Source organism: Aequorivita sp. CIP111184, assembly GCF_900489465.1.
Classification (GTDB): Bacteria; Bacteroidota; Bacteroidia; order Flavobacteriales; family Flavobacteriaceae; genus Aequorivita.
In genome coordinates this window covers 85,106-103,298 of record NZ_UEFQ01000026.1, presented here as the reverse complement: position 1 = coordinate 103,298, position 18,193 = coordinate 85,106, and the positions used below count along the sequence as shown (strand labels likewise).

Sequence of the window (18,193 nt, the reverse complement as noted above, 5' to 3'; positions counted from 1 at the left end):
GATAATTGTTTATTAGTTATTCTTAATTGATAGTTGCTATATTTGAACTTCTCCCCTATTAATTTTCTCCTTTGCGGTTTTCCGTAATGCGGGTGATTTACTTTTAATTATATTTGGAAATAAACTCAAGCACATGTGAGGGATAATAGCAAAAAGTTTGGCGATTACCCAAATATTTTGAAAAATATTGATAATATAGAAGGAATGAAAAGATCTCTACTTACTCTCATATTTATATTTACAATAGCATTTCTCCATTCACAATCTTCTGGCAAAAGGGAAGAAATAAGAATACAGTACACAAATGGTTTAGAAATTTTTAATGTCCTTGTTGGAAATAATAAAACTGATTTTGATGATAATAAAGAATATTATTGGTACACAGAATTTTCGAAGATAAAGTCAACTAAAGGAGGTAATGGCGGAATGCTGTTAGATGGAAACTATAAATTTTATGACGAAAAAGGAAATTTAATTATCAACGAAAATTATAAATTAGGTCTCAAACAAGGTGAAAGTAAAAAATGGAATGATGATGGAGATTTAATGGAGATTTTAAAATTTGACGAGGGCGAAACTGTGTATTGGAAATATCATCCGGATGATGATGAAGGTTGGGTGGAACAAATTGGACGAATGTTAAATGACGGATGGATAAAAAATTCCATTGACCAATATGGCAACCTATTGGCAAGTCAAAAAACATTTTCGGATGATAAAAGCGAGGTAAAAGGGTTAAAAACAAAAACAGTAATTTATTACAAAAATTCTACTATTAAGAAAGAGGAATACACAACTTTTATGTTTTTAAATAACTCTTACATTGGTGAATACACACAATTCTATGAAAATGGTAATAAAAGAGTTTATGGTAAATTATTTGACCCATTTGATAATGGTATAAATAAATATGCTGGAAATATTAGAGATGGAGAATGGAAATGGTATTTAGAAAATGGTGAGTTAGATATAACTGACAAATATAGAGCAAAGATAGAATATTGGGATAATGGCAATATTAAGTTTATCTACGGACAATTATTTGACGAGGAGGTAAATAACTGGATAAATCACGGAGTTTTTTATAGCTATGAAGAAAATGGAGAAGGTATTGGCGACACTACGGAATATGAATGGGGCGAAATAAAAGAGAAATAACATAAACCAAACAGAAAAAATTAAAAATGAAATTAATATATATAATATTACTGATTTTTTTAACATTTAGTTGTAAAAATAATAATCGAAATTACGACGATAGTCGTTCATATAATTCAAATTTTGATGAAGATGGTTATTCGGACGGAACATATTGCGCTGAAATTGAATACTACTACTCAAAAACTGGAACAAGGTCGACTTATACGTTAGAGGTTGAAATTGAAAATAATGAATTAACTATTATCCATTGGCCAAATGGCGGTTGGTTAGATGACAGCCATTTTTATCCGCCTGATATAAGTGATGGATTTGCGGAATTTGAGAGTGATAAAGGAGTGGAATATTCTGTGGAAATAATTGGGGAAGAAGGAGATTGTAATCTATCGAATTATATTCCAGAAGATAATATTACTGTAGATGAAGAAGATTATGATGAAGATAACATTTGGGATGATGAAGACGAAAACGAAGATTATTGATAAAACTTTGGATTTAGATATACACATTTGTTTTCTAGTATTTAAAAATAATCTTAAGCACATTGCTGATTATACAACACTGGAGTTTTTTTCTACGATGTTTACAATATTATAAACCAACCAAATAATAATTTATGAAAAATCAATTTTTAGTATTTCTATTTTTAATTTCAACTACAATTTCATTCGGACAAAATATTGAATCATCTACACGGAAGTTTATTGACGAAGCTCAATTCACAAGAATTAATAAAGACTGGACAACTATCGCTGAATTTAAATCTGGAATCGGAGAAACAGTTGAGTTTTATCCAATAGAAGTAATAAATTTAAAAACGGGTGAAAAAAGAAATGCTCTTCAACTTGATATGAATATCAAAAAACCCGAAGTATTTAAAACTGCTTGGATTGGAATGGAAGAAATAAATGAATTTATTAGCTTTATTGAGGATAATGTAATTCCAAATTTGGATTTGAGATTTAAAGATAAATCATCTGAATTCATTTTTAAGGCAAATGAAATGACACTTTCTTATTTCATTTATGAAAAAAGTAGAAGGCTAACGATTAAACTGAATAGTTATGACGATAGTGAGTTTAAAAATTACACCTTTTGGACAGAAACACAAGTTGATAAAATTCCAAGATTATTAGAAATATTGAAAATAATAAAATAATCTATATGTTCAACAAAGAACTGAGGTAAAAACAATCCTTTTTCTCCAATAATCTTGACACTATTATTTTGGACCTATATATGAGAAACTGCATAATTTGTAACGAAAATCCAGCCGATAAGAAAGGTTCGCATATTGTACCACATTTTCTGTCAAAAAGAATTGACAATGAACCCGGACAATCTGGGAGAAATAAATAAATGGGTTTTATAATAACTGAAAGTTCTACAACATCCCCCGCTGGCGCGGGCGTCCCGCCCGTGTCCCCCGTAAAGCTGGGTCTCCAAACTGTGACGGCACGAGCGAGACGCTCGCGTTAGCGTTCAATAAATAAAAAATCATCCAAGAAATCCAATATCATCAATAGGAATTACAGCATCAAGTTCTGCATAATTACGTGCGCTACTATGCTTCCAATCCCACGGTTCCATTACTAAGCCAGCAACTACTGGATTGTTATGGATATAATTAAATTTCTCCTTTATAACTGGTGTGCTCCACAATTCAATAGGATGATTGTTTTGCTGCCAAAATTGATATTCCTTTACATTGCTGTTCTTTGTTCCTGCTCTTTTAAACATCCAAAGCATCCATTCCCTTCTGCTCTCTTGAGGATGTTCCATAATAGCAGCAATCATTTTTTTGGAAGTAAAACCTTTAAAGTCTCTTAACAATCCAGAAGGATTTTCGTTGTCATCTCGAAACAATAGATGAATATGGCTAGGCATAATGCAATATGCAAACAGCGCCATTGCTTTATTATTTCGACAATAGTCTAAGCTATCTGTCATTACTTTAAAATAGGCTGGGCGAGTAAATACATCAATCCAATTAACTACGGCAAATGAAACAAAATAAGCCGCTGACCCATTATGAAATTTATATTTCCTGCTCATAATTCTGACAAAGAATAAATATACTTAAAATTAGTTCTTTTATAAACTGGTGGTTACGGTTTAAATACTATTCTCTAGAAACTTGGAATTGCAATGCTGTTTCTTTTCTTCTGTGTAGATTGCTTTGGTTTGCGGCTGTTTCGGCACGAGCGGGACGCTCGCGCTAGCGTTCTTATCGATACTTTTTATTACTTCGCTGGTGCGGGGGTCCGACCCGTCTCCTTGTATCTAAATCTTCGCTTGATACGTATAAAACTCAAAATACCTACCTTCCTTAGCAATCAATTGATCGTGGGTGCCACGTTCTACTATATGCCCAGCTTCAATAACTAAAATTTGATTCGCCTTTCTTTTTGGTGTATACCCTCATGATTCTTGTTTTTATCGGAATTCGAAAGTTTTTCTTTTGAAGTAAAAAAATCGATAAGAATTGATGGTACTATTATTTGCAAAAAACAAAATAAAAAAAGCCCCGAAGATTCGAGGCTTTTGTTTTAACTCAAATACAAATAAACTTACTTAGGCATTACAACAGTATCAATTACGTGAATTACGCCATTGCTAGCTTTTACATCTGTAGCAACAATTTCACTGTAATTTCCATTTGTGTCTTTCAACCAAATTTTGCCATCTTTTTCCATCACAATTATCATTTGGCCATTTAGCGCTTTTAATTCTACTTTGCCTTTACCCTTCTTTAATGCAGCAACTACATCTGCTGCCATTAAATTTCCTGGTATTACGTGATAGGTTAAAATATTTGCCAATGCTTTTTGATTTTTTTCTTCTAAAAGAGAGCTTAATGTTGCTGAATCAATTTTAGCGAAAGCATCATTTGTTGGAGCAAAAACGGTAAAAGGGCCATCTCCTTGTAAAGCACTAACTAAATCGGCAGCTTTTAGGGCTACAACTAATGTTGAAAAATCTTCGTTACCAACAGCAACATCTACTATTGTTCCTTGAGCAGCAACATTATTAGAAATGCCGAAAGACAGGATAATTGTAAAAATAAGAACTAATTTTTTCATAATATAAGGGTTTAGAATTTTGAGCAAATATATTATATAAAAACTATTCTGTTTAACTTTTAACTAAAACTGTTAAACAAAATTGAATGCTTTCTTTTTAAAAGAAAGGCAAACAAGGATGAAATAACAATGAAGCTTTTACACTGGAAGAGTATATTCATAGAATAAAAAAAAACTGAACTGAATTTTAAAGACGAGAAGTTTAAAAGTCAGAACGAATTAGAAAAAATTCCAAAGCAATAGGAAAGTGTTAGCTAAGCAGATTTATTAAAAATGCAAATTTCACTACTCACTACTCACTACTCACTACTAATTTAAATCTTAGCCTGATACGTATACAATTCAAAATATCTACCTTCCTTAGCGATCAATTGGTCGTGGGTGCCGCGTTCTACTATATGCCCAGCTTCAATAACTAAAATCTGGTCTGCCTTTCTAATGGTACTTAAACGGTGCGCAATAACAATCGTGGTTCTGTCTTTAACTAATTCCGCCAAACTTTTCTGGATTAAAGCCTCACTTTGGGTATCTAAACTGGAAGTGGCTTCGTCTAAAATAATGATTTTTGGGTTTGCCAAAATAGCACGAGCAATCGCCAAACGTTGTCTTTGTCCGCCAGAAAGCTTTACACCTCTTTCGCCAATTAAGGTTTCTAAACCGTTATCAAAACGGTCTGTAAATTCGTTTACGTAGGCTGCTTTTACTGCGTTCTGCACTTCGGCTTCCGTGGCATTGGGTCTTGGGAACATAATGTTTTCACGAATCGTACCTTCAAATAAAAATTCATCCTGCAAAACCACGCCTAAATATTGGCGGTAGCTGCTTAATTTAACTTTTGATAAATCTTGATTATCAACCGTAACCTTCCCAGATTGCGGCGTTAAGAATGTAGCCGAAAGCCCAGCAATGGTAGATTTCCCAGAACCTGAACTTCCCACCAAAGCAGTTACAGAACCGGCTGGCGCTTTAAAAGTAATGTTATGCAAAATTTGTTTCCCCTCTTCATACGAAAAGGAAACATCATTAAATTCAATATCGCCTTTTAGGGTATTCAATTTAATAGTTCGGTTTTGGTTGTCTTCTTCGGCAGTCATATTCATCAGTTCTTCCGTTCTATCCAGACCCGCCAACGCTTCGGTTAGCTGACTCCCAATATTGCTCATTTGAATAATGGGCGCAATCATAAACCCAAGGATTAGGGTGAAAAATAAAAAATCTCCCGTGGTCATTTCACCAATCATCATATAATAGCCACCCATTCCCATAATTCCCGTGGTGGCAACTCCAATTAAAAACGTGGAAGAACTGGTCATTAAAGCGGTTGCCGTTAAGCTCTTTTTTACGTTTTGGTACAATTGATCAACGCCTTTTTCAAAAACCGTGTTCTCTTGTTCTTCTGCATTAAACGCTTTTATAACTCGAACACCCGCGAGTGTTTCGGTTAGCCTTCCGGTAACTTCGGCACTAATTTTACCGCGTGTTCTAAAAACTGGGCGAATAAATTTAAAGGCTTTTAAGGCCACAATCCCAAATATAGAGAGCGGTACAAACACAAAAAGCGTCATCCACGCATTCAGTTTTATTAAAATAACCAAAGAAACGATTGCTGTAAATGTTCCACCAACCAATTGCACCAATCCTGTACCGATAAGATTCCGAACGCCTTCTACATCGTTCATAATTCGTGAAACCAAAGCGCCAGATTTTGTGTTATCGAAAAAACTGATAGGCAGTGAAAGCACTTTTTTCTGAACTTGAGAGCGCAATTCGCTGATTAAATATTGCGCTTGCACGCTTAGTATTCTGGTAAGTAAAAAAGAGGTTACTGCCTGTATTGTGATGGCACTAATTACGATGGCAATCAAGGTGTACAGTTGCCCGTAATCTTTATTGGGAACAACCTCATCCAGCAATACTTTGCTCTGCCACGGTAAAACCAACGCCGACAAACTTTTAATAACAATCAAGAACAAACCTATAAAAACCAACTTTCGTCTAGGCCAAATAATTGTTTTGAAAGCCTGAAGCATAGTAACTTTTGGCTGTGATTTGTCTGTTCCTTTTGATTTTTCCGCTAAATGCCGCATATTTCTTGATAAATAGATAGACGACAAAAATAGGGATTAATGCAGGGTTAAATGGATATGCTTAGCTAAAAGTTCTACCTACTTTTCTGGCTTTATAAGATTTTCAAGATTGCGGATTTAACAACGGTAAGTACCGATTAATTTTATGGTACACAATCACAGACCAATTTTCAAAAAAAGTTGTAATTTGCTTACAGCCAATCAAAAAAACCAACTTATGAAACGTTTATACACTATATGTTATGTGAGCAAAGCATCGGTGGATATTACAAAAGATGATGTAAAGGAAATTTTTAAAATCACTGAATCGTCCAATAACGCAACTGATATAAGCGGAATATTACTGTATTCATTCGGCAATTTTTTTCAAGTTTTAGAAGGAGAAAAGAAAGATCTTGTGCATTTGTATGAAGAAAAAATAAAGAAAGATACAAGGCATAGCAATATTTATGAAGTATTTAGTAGAGAAATTGAATCACCTATATTTTCAAATTATCTTACCCAATTTCAAACAATAACTACTTCCATACAATTAAATGAAATTAGAAATTACCTTAAAGCCAATAGAACTAACGCTATGTCTGATAAACTTTCTCGGCTATTAAAACCATTTATGATATTTGATTAGAATCCACAATAGCGCAAGTGTTCCGTTTACATACCAATACGTGAAACATTAGATGGCTTTGACAATTTCTATTTGCAATACATTAAGCTGTACGGAAGGCTGATAATTAAGCAAACCTATTTTAGGTGCCAATTGACAGCATACACCTCCGATGGCGTAGCAATCCCGCCCGTGTAATTCGTATTGCTAAGTCTTAAAACATTAACGTAGAAGCGAGATGCTAACGCACTAAAAAAGCAAAAATATTTAATCCCGAGAATACCTATTGAATAAACTTAGCTGTAATGCTTTTTTTGCATCTCTTAAAAGTTGTTCAGCTTCATTTACAGTTGTATTTCGTATTTGGGCAATTTCTTCTAATTCCAGTTGCTGGTTTGTATACAATTCAAAAACATTTCGCGATGCCAAGGGTAAATTATGCAACACCAGATTTATGTGATTTTGAATTGCTTCCTCACTTATATCTTCATCTATTTTTTCAAACAAATCCTTCTCATTATCTTCTATAAAAACATGGTTCAATGTATAGTCATTATGATTATACGACATATCATCCAATTCCTCAATCATCAGTAAATCGCCACCACCATCGGTACTGTATTTTTCCTGCATTTCATCCCACTCAGGTTTGGAATACGTATCAATATTTTTAAGGAAAAAATCATCATACTCCTCATCTACTACAGCATCTTCCAACAGTTCATTGGTTTTTTTAAACAACCACAGATAGAAATATTTTTCATTTTCAACCGCTTCAATATTATCGTATATTTCAATAAATAATTGATCGATAAAGTCATCCGCTTTATACTTCCCTTTGGAAAAATTTCCTTTTTTTATGGCCCTATTCAATCTTTCATTTACATACTGTCTTATCTGGGGCATTATTTTTAATACCAATTCATTAAAAGACGCTTGCTTGCCTTCTTTTTTTAGTTGAATAAGATCAGAAAAAGTATTGGTTACGAATAGACGGAACTCTTTTTTACTTTGGTAATATGAAGCATTTGGTTTCATAATCTGTATGCTTAAATTGTTAATACTAAAGATAGTATCATATCTCTCGAGATAAAATGATATATATCAGTAACTAATGACGCGTCCAGAATAAAGACTAAACAAAATATTAGCTTAACACACCATCAGAGAGCACACAATAAGCTCTTTTAATAATTACTCACTACTCAATACTAACTACTATAATTCTAAACAGCATATTGTCCTTCTTTTAAAATCTATATCCAACACCAATCATCCAATAAAAGGTGTTTTCCAAATCTTCTTTAAATACAACACCATCAATAGTTAAGGTCGCCGGATTCTGCGCCAAAACGTAAGCTGGCAAGAATGATAGTGTCATTGATTTATAGGAATACCACATAGGCAAGCTAAACTCAATTGCCATAAGACCAAATTCTTTTCCTTCTTGCATTTCAATATTAGTATCGCCTTGTGTGTTATCACCACTCCCCTGTCCTTGTCCTTGCCCCCTTCCATTTCCAAAGCGGTTATTTATATAATACTGCTCATAAAAATTCTGAGACCCTAAATAGACTCCCGCAGTAGGCGATATTTGAAATTTTTGATCCTTTGATATAAAATCGTGACTAATCTCTGGTGCCAAAAAGAAATCGGAACTACTATCACTACTGAAATAAATACTTGATCCTAATCCTAAATTAATAATGTTAAAATCATACTTCAACAGAACGGTAATATCTGCTACCACTTCAGAAATTACATTATAGCTATCATCATTAAAAAAATACTTGGTTGCAGATATATCTCCTTCCAGTTTTTTAGCAGTAAAATCAAAACCAGCAGTAACTAAAAACAAATCGACTCTAGCCTCTTCAGATCTGGTGAGGTAAGACAACGAACCCGAAGCGTAAAACCCAGATTTATTGTGATAGGTAATTGACGGATATAAATAAGGAGCCGAAATAGAATCCTTTCTTCCCATAAAAATAGCATCATTTATAAAACTAATTTCCACAGAAATATAGGATGAGTCTGAAGCTTTTGTATTTTCATATTCTTCAGCTGCATTTTGACCATATACTCCAGCAACAAGAAATAGCGTAAAAAGAAGAACACTAATTTTAAAGCCCTCGGTATACATAACATTATTTATTATAAAGCTAAAAAGGGAAGATTAACTCCCCTTTTTAGCTACATTATTAGCCTCCCTTTTTCATTAATTTTTTCTTCATATTTGGCTGCTTTTTAGTTTTCTTGTTCATAACGTCCTTTTTAACCATTTTTCGAGCCTGATAAGTGTTTTTAAATAGCTCACCATTCATATTAAGGCATTCTCCATCATTAAGCCGAAGTTGTTTACGATTTTGTGTTTGGTAAGTTCCATCGGGATTTACGGAGCCACCATTGGCAAAATTAAGTTGTTGTTGTAGGCGATTTTGCGATTGATTTCTTATTTGGAGTACCTCGCCATCTACTAAGGTATAGTGTACTCGATTTTGATTGCGTTCCTGAACCTGAGCTTGGTTTAAGCCTTTGTTTTCTTGGTTTACTTTATAACGATATTGATATTCGTTGCGATAAAGTATACCATCAGCATCCAAGCATTCCCCATCTTTTAATCGCAACATATCACGATTTCTTATTTGGAAAGTACCATCAGGATTTATAACGGTTCCATCATTCAATGTTACTTTGTCTTGCAGTCTAATTTGATCTCTGTCTCTAATCTGAAGAACATCACCATCAACTAACATTAGTCGGTCGCGATCCTGGTCTTGACTCCGAACTTGATCTTTGTCTTGGGCATTTAGTGTTATAGTTCCAAATACTATAAACGCCAGTAAAAAAAGTGTCTTTTTCATGAGTATTGTATTTAAAATTAATTCTTCATATAAAATTAGCGTTCTAAAAAGCCTAAAAAAATGACCTAGGTCATAGGAATTTTAAATTTTATAACTAGCTTAATACCAATTAAGTTGTCATTTTCACATATGGCTTTTGTCTTTTTATCATTGCATCAATCCAACAATTCGCTAATCAACTATCTTTATCCACCAAACAATCTTTACCTCTTGAAAATAACAATCCACTCCCCAAAGCAGTTCAATACCTCCCAATGGTCTGGCGGCAGCACCACGCAACTTTATATATTCCCTGCCAACGCTACCTATGCAGAACGAAATTTTGAGCTACGGATAAGTACAGCCAAAGTAGCAGTTGAAGAATCTACGTTCACGGCCTTGCCAGGTATAGATAGGAAGCTTATGATTTTGGAGGGCGCAATAACCATTACACACAAAGGCCAATACAGCACCAAACTAAAACCTTTTGAGGTAGCTGAATTTAGTGGAGATTGGAAAACCACCGCTGTAGGCACTTGTACCGATTTTAATGTGATGACCACGGGCAAACAGCAAAGCAAATTATATCATATAGCAATGGATGCAGGGAGCGATTATACTCTAAGACCCAAAGAGAAGTGCAAGAACTTATTCTTATACGCTACTTCCGGCTCGATACAAATACAGCTTAGGAATGAAAATTATATACTGGAAACAGGGAACTTAATGGTAATTGAAGATGGCAGCGGTTCTTCTATTACTATCTATAGTGCTAATGATTTTGGGCTTGTGGTTTTGGAAATGTATTAAGGAAGAATTGAGAATTGAGTAGTGAGAATTGAGTACAGAAAACCATCAACTCAAAAACTACTCAATACTCAATACTACATACTCACTACTCACAATTATCCTATCTTTGACACACTAAACAAAAAGATGGCTTCCACCTTACTTTCATCCCCTTTACAAGGCTTTACAGATTTCAGGTTTCGCAATGCGTTTAATCATTATTTTGGAGGGATTGATACGTTCTATTCACCCTACATTAGGCTTAATGGAAAACTAAACATTAAACAATCCTATCAAAACGATATTTTACCGGAAAACAACACCACTTTAGAAGTGATTCCGCAGATAATCACTAACGATGCGGATGAGTTTGTTTACGTTGCCAAATACGTTCAAAGTCTAGGTTATAAAGAATTGAATTGGAATTTAGGTTGCCCCTACCCTATGGTCGCTAAATCTGGAATGGGCTCTGGTTTAATCTGCAATCCAAATAGAATTAACGAAGTTTTACAAAAAGCGCACAACGAAACAGATATTCTAGTTTCTATGAAAATGCGAATGGGCTATGAAAACCCTGAAGAAATTCTGGATGCCTTTACTATTTTAGACAACTATCCGCTTAAGAACATCGCCATTCATGCTAGAATAGGAAAGCAACTCTACAAAGGCCCGGTAGATCTGGATGCGTTTGAAAAATGCATAGGCAGCACCAGACACAAACTGTACTATAACGGAGATATTACCAGCGTTGCTGCTTTTAAGGCTATTGAAGAACGGTTTCCAAGTATTGACCATTTTATGATAGGCCGTGGCTTAATTGCCGATCCTTTTCTGCCGAGTATGATTAAAGATAACACTACGGAATATCCCGAAAACAGATGGGAGATTTTTTCAGAATTTCACAACATTATTTACCAGCAATACGACGAATACTTGTCAGGACCAACGCCCATCAAAATGAAGATGCTGGGTTTTTGGGAGTTCTTTTCGCAAGCAACATCAAATCCGCAAAAAACATACAAAGCCATAAAGAAAGCGTCAAACCCTATAAAATACAGACAAGCGGTTGCCCAGATTTTAAATGCGGAAATGAAACTTGCGGATTTTTAATTACCCCTTCCATTCATTATTAGAACGGTCCATATCGGGCATTTGATGCTCAGCATCCAGCTCTATATGTGTTATTTTAGAAGTGGTATTTACATGAAAGGAAGCGTCTTTTCCAAACTTCCAAATCTCTACAGGCACACTAAACGTATGTGTTTTTCCATTGCTTTCTTCCACAGTTACCAAAATAGGCATGACCATTTGCTGCTTGTTGGTTACAGTAATTGTTGCGCCATTAGTTTCCTTGCCTTCGGTGTATTCCATATTTGTTACGGCTTGGTCTAACTGCCAGTTATGGTAAAACCAACCGTTCCAAAACCAAGTTAGATCTTCTCCCGACCCATTGTCCATGCTTCTAAAAAAATCTTCTGGTTTTGGATGCTTGTACGCCCAATCTTTAGTGTACTGCTGGAATGAATAATCAAATTTATCATGTCCCAAAATCACTTCACGTAACAATACTAAGCCAAAAGCCGATTTAAAATAGGCCAGCGGATGTACATGTTTATATTCTTGATCGTCTGAAGGTGTCATCAAGGTGGGACCGTCTTTGGCATCTTCAATGACTTTTACTATTTCATCTGCAGGGTTTCCGCCTCCTGGCGCGTATTCGCCATCGCGTTTGGGTGCAAATTCGCCATTATTAAAATCATCCTGCGCATAAATATCAATAAAGGTGTTGAAACCTTCATCCATAAAAGGGTGGCGACGTTCATCTGAACCAACAATCATTGGAAACCAAGTGTGCCCTATTTCGTGTGAAGCCAGTAAAAACATATCATAGGACTCCACTTCCCAGTAGTTAAAGGCCAAGCTAGGGAATTCCATTCCTCCTACGGGACCGGCAACACAGGTAGCTACCGGGTAGGGATATTCAAACCATTTTTTTGAAAAATCCTCTACTGATGCCTTTAGCATTTCGGTAGATCTGGCCCAAGCATTTTTGTTTTGGGTGGAAGCCACGGGATATACAGATTGCGCCAAGGCTGTTTTTCCATCGGGAAGGTTGATTTTTGCTGCATCCCAAATATAGCCGGTGGACATTGCCCAAGCAACATCGCGGGTGTTTTCCATTCTAAAATGCCAAGTTGCGGTTCCAGAACCATTTTTGGTAACGGATTTGTTTAGTTCCTCTGCGGTTCTTATAAATACTGTTTCATCAGAATTTCTTGCCTTTTCAAGTCGCTGTAAGGTTATGCCATTTAAAATTTCCTTTTCATTTATCAATGCGCCAGCACCTACTACCACTTGGTTGGCAGGAACCGTTACTTGATAATCAATAGTTCCATAATCTAGGTACATTTCGCCCCCTCCAATAAAGGGTAGCGTGTTCCAGCCATAATAATCGTCATAAACACACATACGTGGGTACCAATATGAAAATTCGAATATTTTACCATCATTGGAATCCATATAACCTGAGCGCTGTCCACCACTCTCGGGTTGCAGTGTGTATGAATAATCAATTGCCAATTGTATCTTTTCCTTTGGCTTTACAGTGTTTTGTAAGCGTATCTGCATTCTTGTTCCATCCACAATAAAGGGAACTTCCTGCCATTTACCGTCTTTAAAAAGTTGTAGTTTACTTATGGCGTAGCCTTTGGTATCGTCTTGGCTAACATCTGGGTTTATTATTGTGTTTCCCCGAGCCTCAGGTTTTTCGGTGTTTTGATCCATTTGTAACCAAAGGGCATCCAATTGGTCTGGGCTGTTGTTGGTATAATCTATTGTTACGTCTCCCTGTAACAGCTTATTTTCAACATTAAAGGAAGCCTTTACTGTATAATCGGCTTGGTTTTGCCAATAGCCGGAACTGGGTTTACCACTTGCGCTTCGGATGTTATCGCCTTTGTGTTTATAGAAATCGGGGATGAATATTTTTGAGGGTTCGTACTGTGATTGTGCTGTTACGATTGTAAAAAAGAACAGCAAGAACAACCATCCGGATAGCTTCATAGTGAGTGCTTTAATATTAGACGTTCGAAGATAGGTATTCCGATAAAAAAACATTTAAAAGAATTAGTAAAAAATGTATCCTTTTCGCTTTTTATAAGTCTACTATACAAATATTAAAAACTATAATTATGAATAACTGTAACTGTACCAACTGTGATTGCACAAAGTGTAAGTGCAAAGACTGCTCGCAAAACAACTGTCCTTGTAACACATGTGAATGCAATAAATGCAGTTGTTGTTAAATTAAATAAAGGTTAGTTTAAGAGCTAACCTTTATCTTATTTTTGAAGATGGAAACACAAAAAATATGGAGTCAGTTCAATAATGAACTCTATTTTTTTATTTTGAAAAAGGTAAAAAACGAACACGCCACCAATGATATTTTTCAGAATACCTTTTTGAAAATCCATAAAAACCTATGCCAGGTTAAAGAAGAAGAAAAAATAAAAGCTTGGGTATTTCAGATAGGACGGAACGAGATTACAAATTACTTCAAGCAGGAATCCTTATATGTTGGAGCATTAAATGAGGACAAAGAAACCTTTTCAGATAAATATCAAAATGTATGTTGTTTTGATAGATTTATAAATGATTTGCCTCTTATATACAGAAAACCCATTGAATTGGTATACATAAAAGGAAAAAAGCAACAGGAAGCTGCTGAAATATTAGCTATAAGCCTTGCCAATCTAAAAGCAAGAATACGGCGGGCAAAAGATATTTTAAAGAAAAACTTCAACGAATGCTGCAAATATGAGTTTGACAAAAACGGCAGTTTGATTGGGGAATCTAATTGTTCAAAGTGTAATTGATTATCGCTTAGTGCACATTCAAACTTTAATTCTCCCAAAGCAGGAATTGCCGAACCCAAATTATCGCAACTGAACTTCTTTTTATTTTGGAACGTTGTTTGGGTTCAGGCATAATAATAATTCTGGTTCTTCGGTTAATCTATTTTCCCTCTGGAATTTCATTAGTTCTTAATATATTCCTCATTCACCGCCCTTGAGAGCGATGTAAAACCATCTACTTGTATGAATTACTATTGGCGTATTGCTTTAGCATCGCTTTACTGCAATTAAATTTCATTGTGTTTTCTAAACGGGCGATTTCAGCTGCCATTATTCTATTCTATTTCTCGGTCTCTTGTCTTGTTTGTTTTAGGCTATACTGTGATTCCATACATTTTTTGTCGCTACGTATATGAAAAATAATAGCTCTGTAAAGCCCAATAAAACAAATTTTGTGTTAGATATTGTTGTTTCAAAAGGTTTCAATTCTAAGTAAATATACTTACCTCTCCCTTTTTTGATTCTTTTTCTTCGAAAAGCAGTTTTCACTACTCAGTTGATTGTCTGGTTATATTTTGATATAGCTTTTAATGACTATTGTCAGCTTTTCAATAATAAGATGTAAACCTGATAAATATCATCTTTTGCTCATAAACCGCACTCTACCTTTGCTTAAGTTAAATTATTAATAATCAGTTATTAACATAAACTAAAGCGATGTCAAGTAGAATTGTTCCCAATAAAAAAATCCATTCAATCGGTACTTCGGCACAGCGGAAAACCATGAAAGGTCTTGTTTATGATGGTCCGGGTAAGATAGCCTATAAGGAGGTGTCAAAACCTGAAATTGAAAAGCCAACAGATGCAATTGTAAAAATAGTTAAAACCACGATCTGCGGAACAGATTTAGGCATTCTGCATGGCAAAACACCTAGTGTAAAACCAGGAACCACTTTGGGTCACGAAGGTATTGGGGTGATTGAAGAAGTTGGTACTGGCGTGAGTCATTTTAAAAAAGGAGATCGTGTAATTATATCTTGTATCACTGCCTGTGGAACCTGTGAGTACTGCAAAAAACAAATGTACGGTCATTGTAAAGATGGAGGTTGGATATTAGGTAACCTTATTAATGGTACTCAAGCAGAATATGTACGTATTCCACATGCCGATAACAGTCTTTATGCTGCCCCAGAGGGTGTAGATGATGAAGCATTGGTAATGCTTAGTGACATCTTGCCAACAGGCCATGAGATAGGAGTAATAAATGGTTGCGTAAAACCTGGAGATACTATAGCTATTGTTGGTGCTGGCCCTATTGGTATGTCTGCCCTACTAACTGCACAATTTTATTCCCCTGCCAAGATATATATGATAGATTTGGATGAAAACCGCCTGAAACTTGCCAAAAAATGGGGTGCTACAGACACTATTAATTCAGGTACAGAAGATGCCGCTAAAAAGATAATGGCTGAAACAGAAGATGGTGTAGATGTAGCCATAGAAGCCGTAGGTGCTCCTGCTACTTTTGATATCTGCCAGCAAATTATACGTCCGGGAGGACATATAGCAAACATTGGCGTACACGGAAAAAGTGTAGATCTGAAAATTCAGGATTTATGGATTCAGAATATCACCATTACCATGGGACTTGTAAATACAAACACCACTCCTATGTTGCTGAAAACAGTTACCGCCGGAAAAATTCAACCAGAAAAATTAATCACCCATCACTTTAAGTTAAGCGAGGTCATACAAGCCTATGAAGTGTTTGGAAACGCTGCCAAAGAAAAGGCACTTAAAATAATATTGACAAACTAAAATTAATAGTTCAATTCTAAAAATGAAAGAAATGAAAAAGCACTTAAAAGGTTTAGCTCTTATCTTAATGATGATAGGAATTAGCAGTATTGGATATGCACAGACTATATACAGAATTCAAGACAACAAAAATGTCTCAATGAAACTAAACGGAACCTCAACTTTCCATGATTGGGAAATGGATGCCACTCGTGCCAAGGGAGAAGCACAATTAATTTTTAGTACTACAAATGAAAGTGAACTCGCTTCAATAAAAGCGCTTTCGTTCACTTTAGAAGTTAAAGATTTAAAAAGCGATAACAGCAAACTTGACAAAAATGCATACAAAGCATTGAAGGCAGACAAGTATAAATACATAAGTTACAAACTAACCTCTTCTGAGGAGTCGCCTGAAAAAGGAGGATTTCTGCTAAAAACACGCGGTAAACTTACTATAGCGGGCACTACCAAAGATATAGCAATGGACATACACCTTATAATCAATCAAAATACCGCAATCACTTATAAAGGTTCATACGAATTAAACATGACAGATTACAATGTTGAACCACCATCATTTATGCTAGGTGCAATGTCAACTGGTGATGCGCTTAAACTTGACTTTGAAGTAAAATATATTAAACAAAATAAAGGATAACACTTTTTCTAACCAATAAAACAAAACACGATGAAAAAACTCATATTACTTTCGATTTGCTTTTTCGCAATTAGCCTAAATGCACAACAAAAAAAACTGCAATATTTTAGACCAAATGATCAAAATGGTCTAAATGTTTTTGAAACTTCCAAAACTGACACTGTTACATTTCAAGGTGTAAGAGTTAAAGTAGGCGGAGATTTTGCCATGCAGTTTCAGGCCTTAAGCCAAGAAAATGATGCCAACAATTTAGTTGAGCTAGGTTCAGACTTTAACCTTCCAAACGCTAACCTAAATTTAGATGTACAATTAATTGACGGTGTGAGAATGCACCTTAAAGCATACCTTTCATCACAACACCATGAAGAGACTTGGGTAAAAGGAGGACATATTCAAATTGACAAACTCAACTTTGTTAGTCCTGGGTTTTTGGAGGAGATAATGAATTATACAACAATTAGAATTGGTTTGGATGAATTCAATTATGGTGATGCCCATTTTCGCAGAACAGATAATGCAAGAGCTATATTTAATCCATTTGTAGGAAATTATATAATGGACTCCTTTTCAACCGAAGCTTTTGGTGAGGTAACGGTTCAGAATAGTGGATTACTAGCAGTGGTTGGTGTTACCAATGGTAAGCTTAATCAAAATGTAGTTAAAAATGATCTAACTGATAATAAGCCTTCCTTTTATGGTAAAGTTGGGGTTGACAAACAAATAAACACTGATTTAAGAGTCCGTTTAACAGGTTCAATCTACACGAATCAAGGTACAACTAGTGGCACTTGGTTATACGGAGGCGATCGTGCAGGTAGCAGGTATTACAACGTTTTGCTAACAGTGCCTGACTCTTTAGGAAATAGTCAAGGTGGTAACTTTGAAGGTAGATACAATGCTCGTTTCAAAAAACTTACTGCTGTACAAGTCAATCCTTTTGTGAAGTATAAAGGTCTTGAGTTCTTCGGTATTTTTGAAGTGGCTTCAGGAAGTAATGAAATTACTACCCCAGTAGCTGATAAAGAAGGATCTTTTACCCAGTTGGCTGCCGAATTGCTTTATCGTTTTGGCCAGGATGAAAAATTCTACATTGGAGGAAGATATAATACCGTAAAAGGAAAAACAGTTGAAAGCGCTACAGATGATTTAGAAATAAATCGCTTTAATATAGGTGGTGGCTGGTTTCTTTCAAAAAATATCATAGTAAAAGCTGAATATGTGAATCAAGAATACACAGGTAATGCTTGGTCTGGAAGATTTGCAGGAGCAAAATTTGACGGCTTTAATTTGGAAGCAGCTATTAGCTTCTAAAACTGA

17 protein-coding genes are annotated in these 18,193 nt (G+C 35.2%); 10 read left to right on the top strand and 7 right to left on the bottom strand.

The features are described from left to right. Nucleotides 1-204 precede the first annotated feature (204 nt). The 3 genes from AEQU1_RS12355 (at nt 205) to AEQU1_RS12345 (ending at nt 2,317) form a co-directional block, all read left to right on the top strand. On the top strand, nt 205-1,158 hold the full coding sequence (locus AEQU1_RS12355) for a hypothetical protein (protein WP_146743752.1): 954 nt from the start codon (nt 205-207) through the stop codon (nt 1,156-1,158). Nucleotides 1,159-1,184: 26 nt separating this feature from the next. Further along, nucleotides 1,185-1,640 carry a hypothetical protein gene (locus AEQU1_RS12350; protein ID WP_258455294.1) on the top strand — a complete coding sequence of 152 codons (456 nt, stop codon included), beginning with the start codon at nt 1,185-1,187 and terminating at the stop codon, nt 1,638-1,640. A gap of 134 nt (nt 1,641-1,774) precedes the next feature. After that, nucleotides 1,775-2,317 (top strand): hypothetical protein, encoded by a 543-nt coding sequence (locus tag AEQU1_RS12345; RefSeq protein WP_111881576.1) that lies wholly within the window; start codon nt 1,775-1,777, stop codon nt 2,315-2,317. Between the two features lie 338 nt (nt 2,318-2,655). Here the strand turns inward: AEQU1_RS12345 and AEQU1_RS12340 are convergent, their stop codons facing one another. From AEQU1_RS12340 to AEQU1_RS12330, 3 genes are all read right to left on the bottom strand, one after another. After that, on the bottom strand, nt 2,656-3,213 hold the full coding sequence (locus AEQU1_RS12340) for an REP-associated tyrosine transposase (RefSeq protein ID WP_111881574.1): 558 nt from the start codon (nt 3,211-3,213) through the stop codon (nt 2,656-2,658). Nucleotides 3,214-3,728: 515 nt separating this feature from the next. After that, the gene (locus AEQU1_RS12335) at nt 3,729-4,241 is read right to left on the bottom strand and encodes a fasciclin domain-containing protein (protein WP_111881573.1); all 513 of its coding nucleotides are present in this window, start codon (nt 4,239-4,241) and stop codon (nt 3,729-3,731) included. Nucleotides 4,242-4,555: 314 nt separating this feature from the next. Beyond that, nucleotides 4,556-6,328, bottom strand: a complete 1,773-nt coding sequence (locus AEQU1_RS12330; protein WP_111881571.1) for an ABC transporter ATP-binding protein — start codon at nt 6,326-6,328, stop codon at nt 4,556-4,558. Between the two features lie 217 nt (nt 6,329-6,545). Here AEQU1_RS12330 and AEQU1_RS12325 point away from each other — a divergent pair, with 217 nt between their 5' ends. Then, entirely contained in the window at nt 6,546-6,956 is a 411-nt protein-coding gene (locus tag AEQU1_RS12325) for a BLUF domain-containing protein (RefSeq protein ID WP_111881743.1), read from the top strand. Nucleotides 6,957-7,202: 246 nt separating this feature from the next. Here the strand turns inward: AEQU1_RS12325 and AEQU1_RS12320 are convergent, their stop codons facing one another. The 3 genes from AEQU1_RS12320 to AEQU1_RS12310 form a co-directional block, all read right to left on the bottom strand. Continuing rightward, nucleotides 7,203-7,973, bottom strand: coding sequence for an RNA polymerase sigma factor (locus tag AEQU1_RS12320; RefSeq protein WP_111881569.1), 771 nt, complete (start codon nt 7,971-7,973; stop codon nt 7,203-7,205). 211 nt (nt 7,974-8,184) lie between these two features. Continuing rightward, nucleotides 8,185-9,078, bottom strand: a complete 894-nt coding sequence (locus AEQU1_RS12315; protein WP_111881568.1) for a hypothetical protein — start codon at nt 9,076-9,078, stop codon at nt 8,185-8,187. Between the two features lie 58 nt (nt 9,079-9,136). Beyond that, entirely contained in the window at nt 9,137-9,799 is a 663-nt protein-coding gene (locus AEQU1_RS12310) for a DUF6799 domain-containing protein (protein ID WP_111881566.1), read from the bottom strand. Between the two features lie 114 nt (nt 9,800-9,913). On the opposite strand from AEQU1_RS12310, the gene AEQU1_RS12305 reads away from it, so the two are divergent. Then, nucleotides 9,914-10,588: a HutD family protein gene (locus AEQU1_RS12305; protein ID WP_146743751.1), complete on the top strand. Its 675-nt coding sequence runs from the start codon at nt 9,914-9,916 to the stop codon at nt 10,586-10,588. Nucleotides 10,589-10,714: 126 nt separating this feature from the next. Next, nucleotides 10,715-11,677, top strand: coding sequence for a tRNA-dihydrouridine synthase (locus AEQU1_RS12300; RefSeq protein WP_111881563.1), 963 nt, complete (start codon nt 10,715-10,717; stop codon nt 11,675-11,677). Here AEQU1_RS12300 and AEQU1_RS12295 read toward each other — a convergent pair whose 3' ends face one another. Further along, nucleotides 11,678-13,630 carry a M1 family metallopeptidase gene (locus tag AEQU1_RS12295; RefSeq protein ID WP_111881741.1) on the bottom strand — a complete coding sequence of 651 codons (1,953 nt, stop codon included), beginning with the start codon at nt 13,628-13,630 and terminating at the stop codon, nt 11,678-11,680. Between the two features lie 290 nt (nt 13,631-13,920). Here AEQU1_RS12295 and AEQU1_RS12290 point away from each other — a divergent pair, with 290 nt between their 5' ends. The 4 genes from AEQU1_RS12290 (at nt 13,921) to AEQU1_RS12275 (ending at nt 18,187) form a co-directional block, all read left to right on the top strand. After that, nucleotides 13,921-14,442 carry a sigma-70 family RNA polymerase sigma factor gene (locus AEQU1_RS12290; protein ID WP_111881561.1) on the top strand — a complete coding sequence of 174 codons (522 nt, stop codon included), beginning with the start codon at nt 13,921-13,923 and terminating at the stop codon, nt 14,440-14,442. Nucleotides 14,443-15,138: 696 nt separating this feature from the next. After that, nucleotides 15,139-16,239 carry a zinc-dependent alcohol dehydrogenase family protein gene (locus AEQU1_RS12285; RefSeq protein ID WP_258455293.1) on the top strand — a complete coding sequence of 367 codons (1,101 nt, stop codon included), beginning with the start codon at nt 15,139-15,141 and terminating at the stop codon, nt 16,237-16,239. A 31-nt stretch (nt 16,240-16,270) separates the two neighbouring features. Beyond that, complete coding sequence (locus AEQU1_RS12280; RefSeq protein ID WP_181566768.1) at nt 16,271-16,876, top strand: YceI family protein; 606 nt, start codon at nt 16,271-16,273, stop codon at nt 16,874-16,876. Nucleotides 16,877-16,906: 30 nt separating this feature from the next. After that, entirely contained in the window at nt 16,907-18,187 is a 1,281-nt protein-coding gene (locus AEQU1_RS12275) for a hypothetical protein (RefSeq protein ID WP_111881558.1), read from the top strand. Nucleotides 18,188-18,193: the final 6 nt, after the last annotated feature.

Excerpts from the sequence above, each read along its gene's own strand:
- AEQU1_RS12355 (WP_146743752.1), top strand. The coding sequence starts at position 205 with ATGAAAAGATCTCTACTTACTCTCATATTTATATTTACAATAGCATTT.
- AEQU1_RS12350 (WP_258455294.1), top strand. The coding sequence starts at position 1,185 with ATGAAATTAATATATATAATATTACTGATTTTTTTAACATTTAGTTGT.
- AEQU1_RS12345 (WP_111881576.1), top strand. The coding sequence starts at position 1,775 with ATGAAAAATCAATTTTTAGTATTTCTATTTTTAATTTCAACTACAATT.
- AEQU1_RS12340 (WP_111881574.1), bottom strand. The coding sequence starts at position 3,213 with ATGAGCAGGAAATATAAATTTCATAATGGGTCAGCGGCTTATTTTGTT.
- AEQU1_RS12335 (WP_111881573.1), bottom strand. The coding sequence starts at position 4,241 with ATGAAAAAATTAGTTCTTATTTTTACAATTATCCTGTCTTTCGGCATT.
- AEQU1_RS12330 (WP_111881571.1), bottom strand. The coding sequence starts at position 6,328 with ATGCGGCATTTAGCGGAAAAATCAAAAGGAACAGACAAATCACAGCCA.
- AEQU1_RS12325 (WP_111881743.1), top strand. The coding sequence starts at position 6,546 with ATGAAACGTTTATACACTATATGTTATGTGAGCAAAGCATCGGTGGAT.
- AEQU1_RS12320 (WP_111881569.1), bottom strand. The coding sequence starts at position 7,973 with ATGAAACCAAATGCTTCATATTACCAAAGTAAAAAAGAGTTCCGTCTA.
- AEQU1_RS12315 (WP_111881568.1), bottom strand. The coding sequence starts at position 9,078 with ATGTATACCGAGGGCTTTAAAATTAGTGTTCTTCTTTTTACGCTATTT.
- AEQU1_RS12310 (WP_111881566.1), bottom strand. The coding sequence starts at position 9,799 with ATGAAAAAGACACTTTTTTTACTGGCGTTTATAGTATTTGGAACTATA.
- AEQU1_RS12300 (WP_111881563.1), top strand. The coding sequence starts at position 10,715 with ATGGCTTCCACCTTACTTTCATCCCCTTTACAAGGCTTTACAGATTTC.
- AEQU1_RS12295 (WP_111881741.1), bottom strand. The coding sequence starts at position 13,630 with ATGAAGCTATCCGGATGGTTGTTCTTGCTGTTCTTTTTTACAATCGTA.
- AEQU1_RS12290 (WP_111881561.1), top strand. The coding sequence starts at position 13,921 with ATGGAAACACAAAAAATATGGAGTCAGTTCAATAATGAACTCTATTTT.
- AEQU1_RS12285 (WP_258455293.1), top strand. The coding sequence starts at position 15,139 with ATGTCAAGTAGAATTGTTCCCAATAAAAAAATCCATTCAATCGGTACT.
- AEQU1_RS12280 (WP_181566768.1), top strand. The coding sequence starts at position 16,271 with ATGAAAAAGCACTTAAAAGGTTTAGCTCTTATCTTAATGATGATAGGA.
- AEQU1_RS12275 (WP_111881558.1), top strand. The coding sequence starts at position 16,907 with ATGAAAAAACTCATATTACTTTCGATTTGCTTTTTCGCAATTAGCCTA.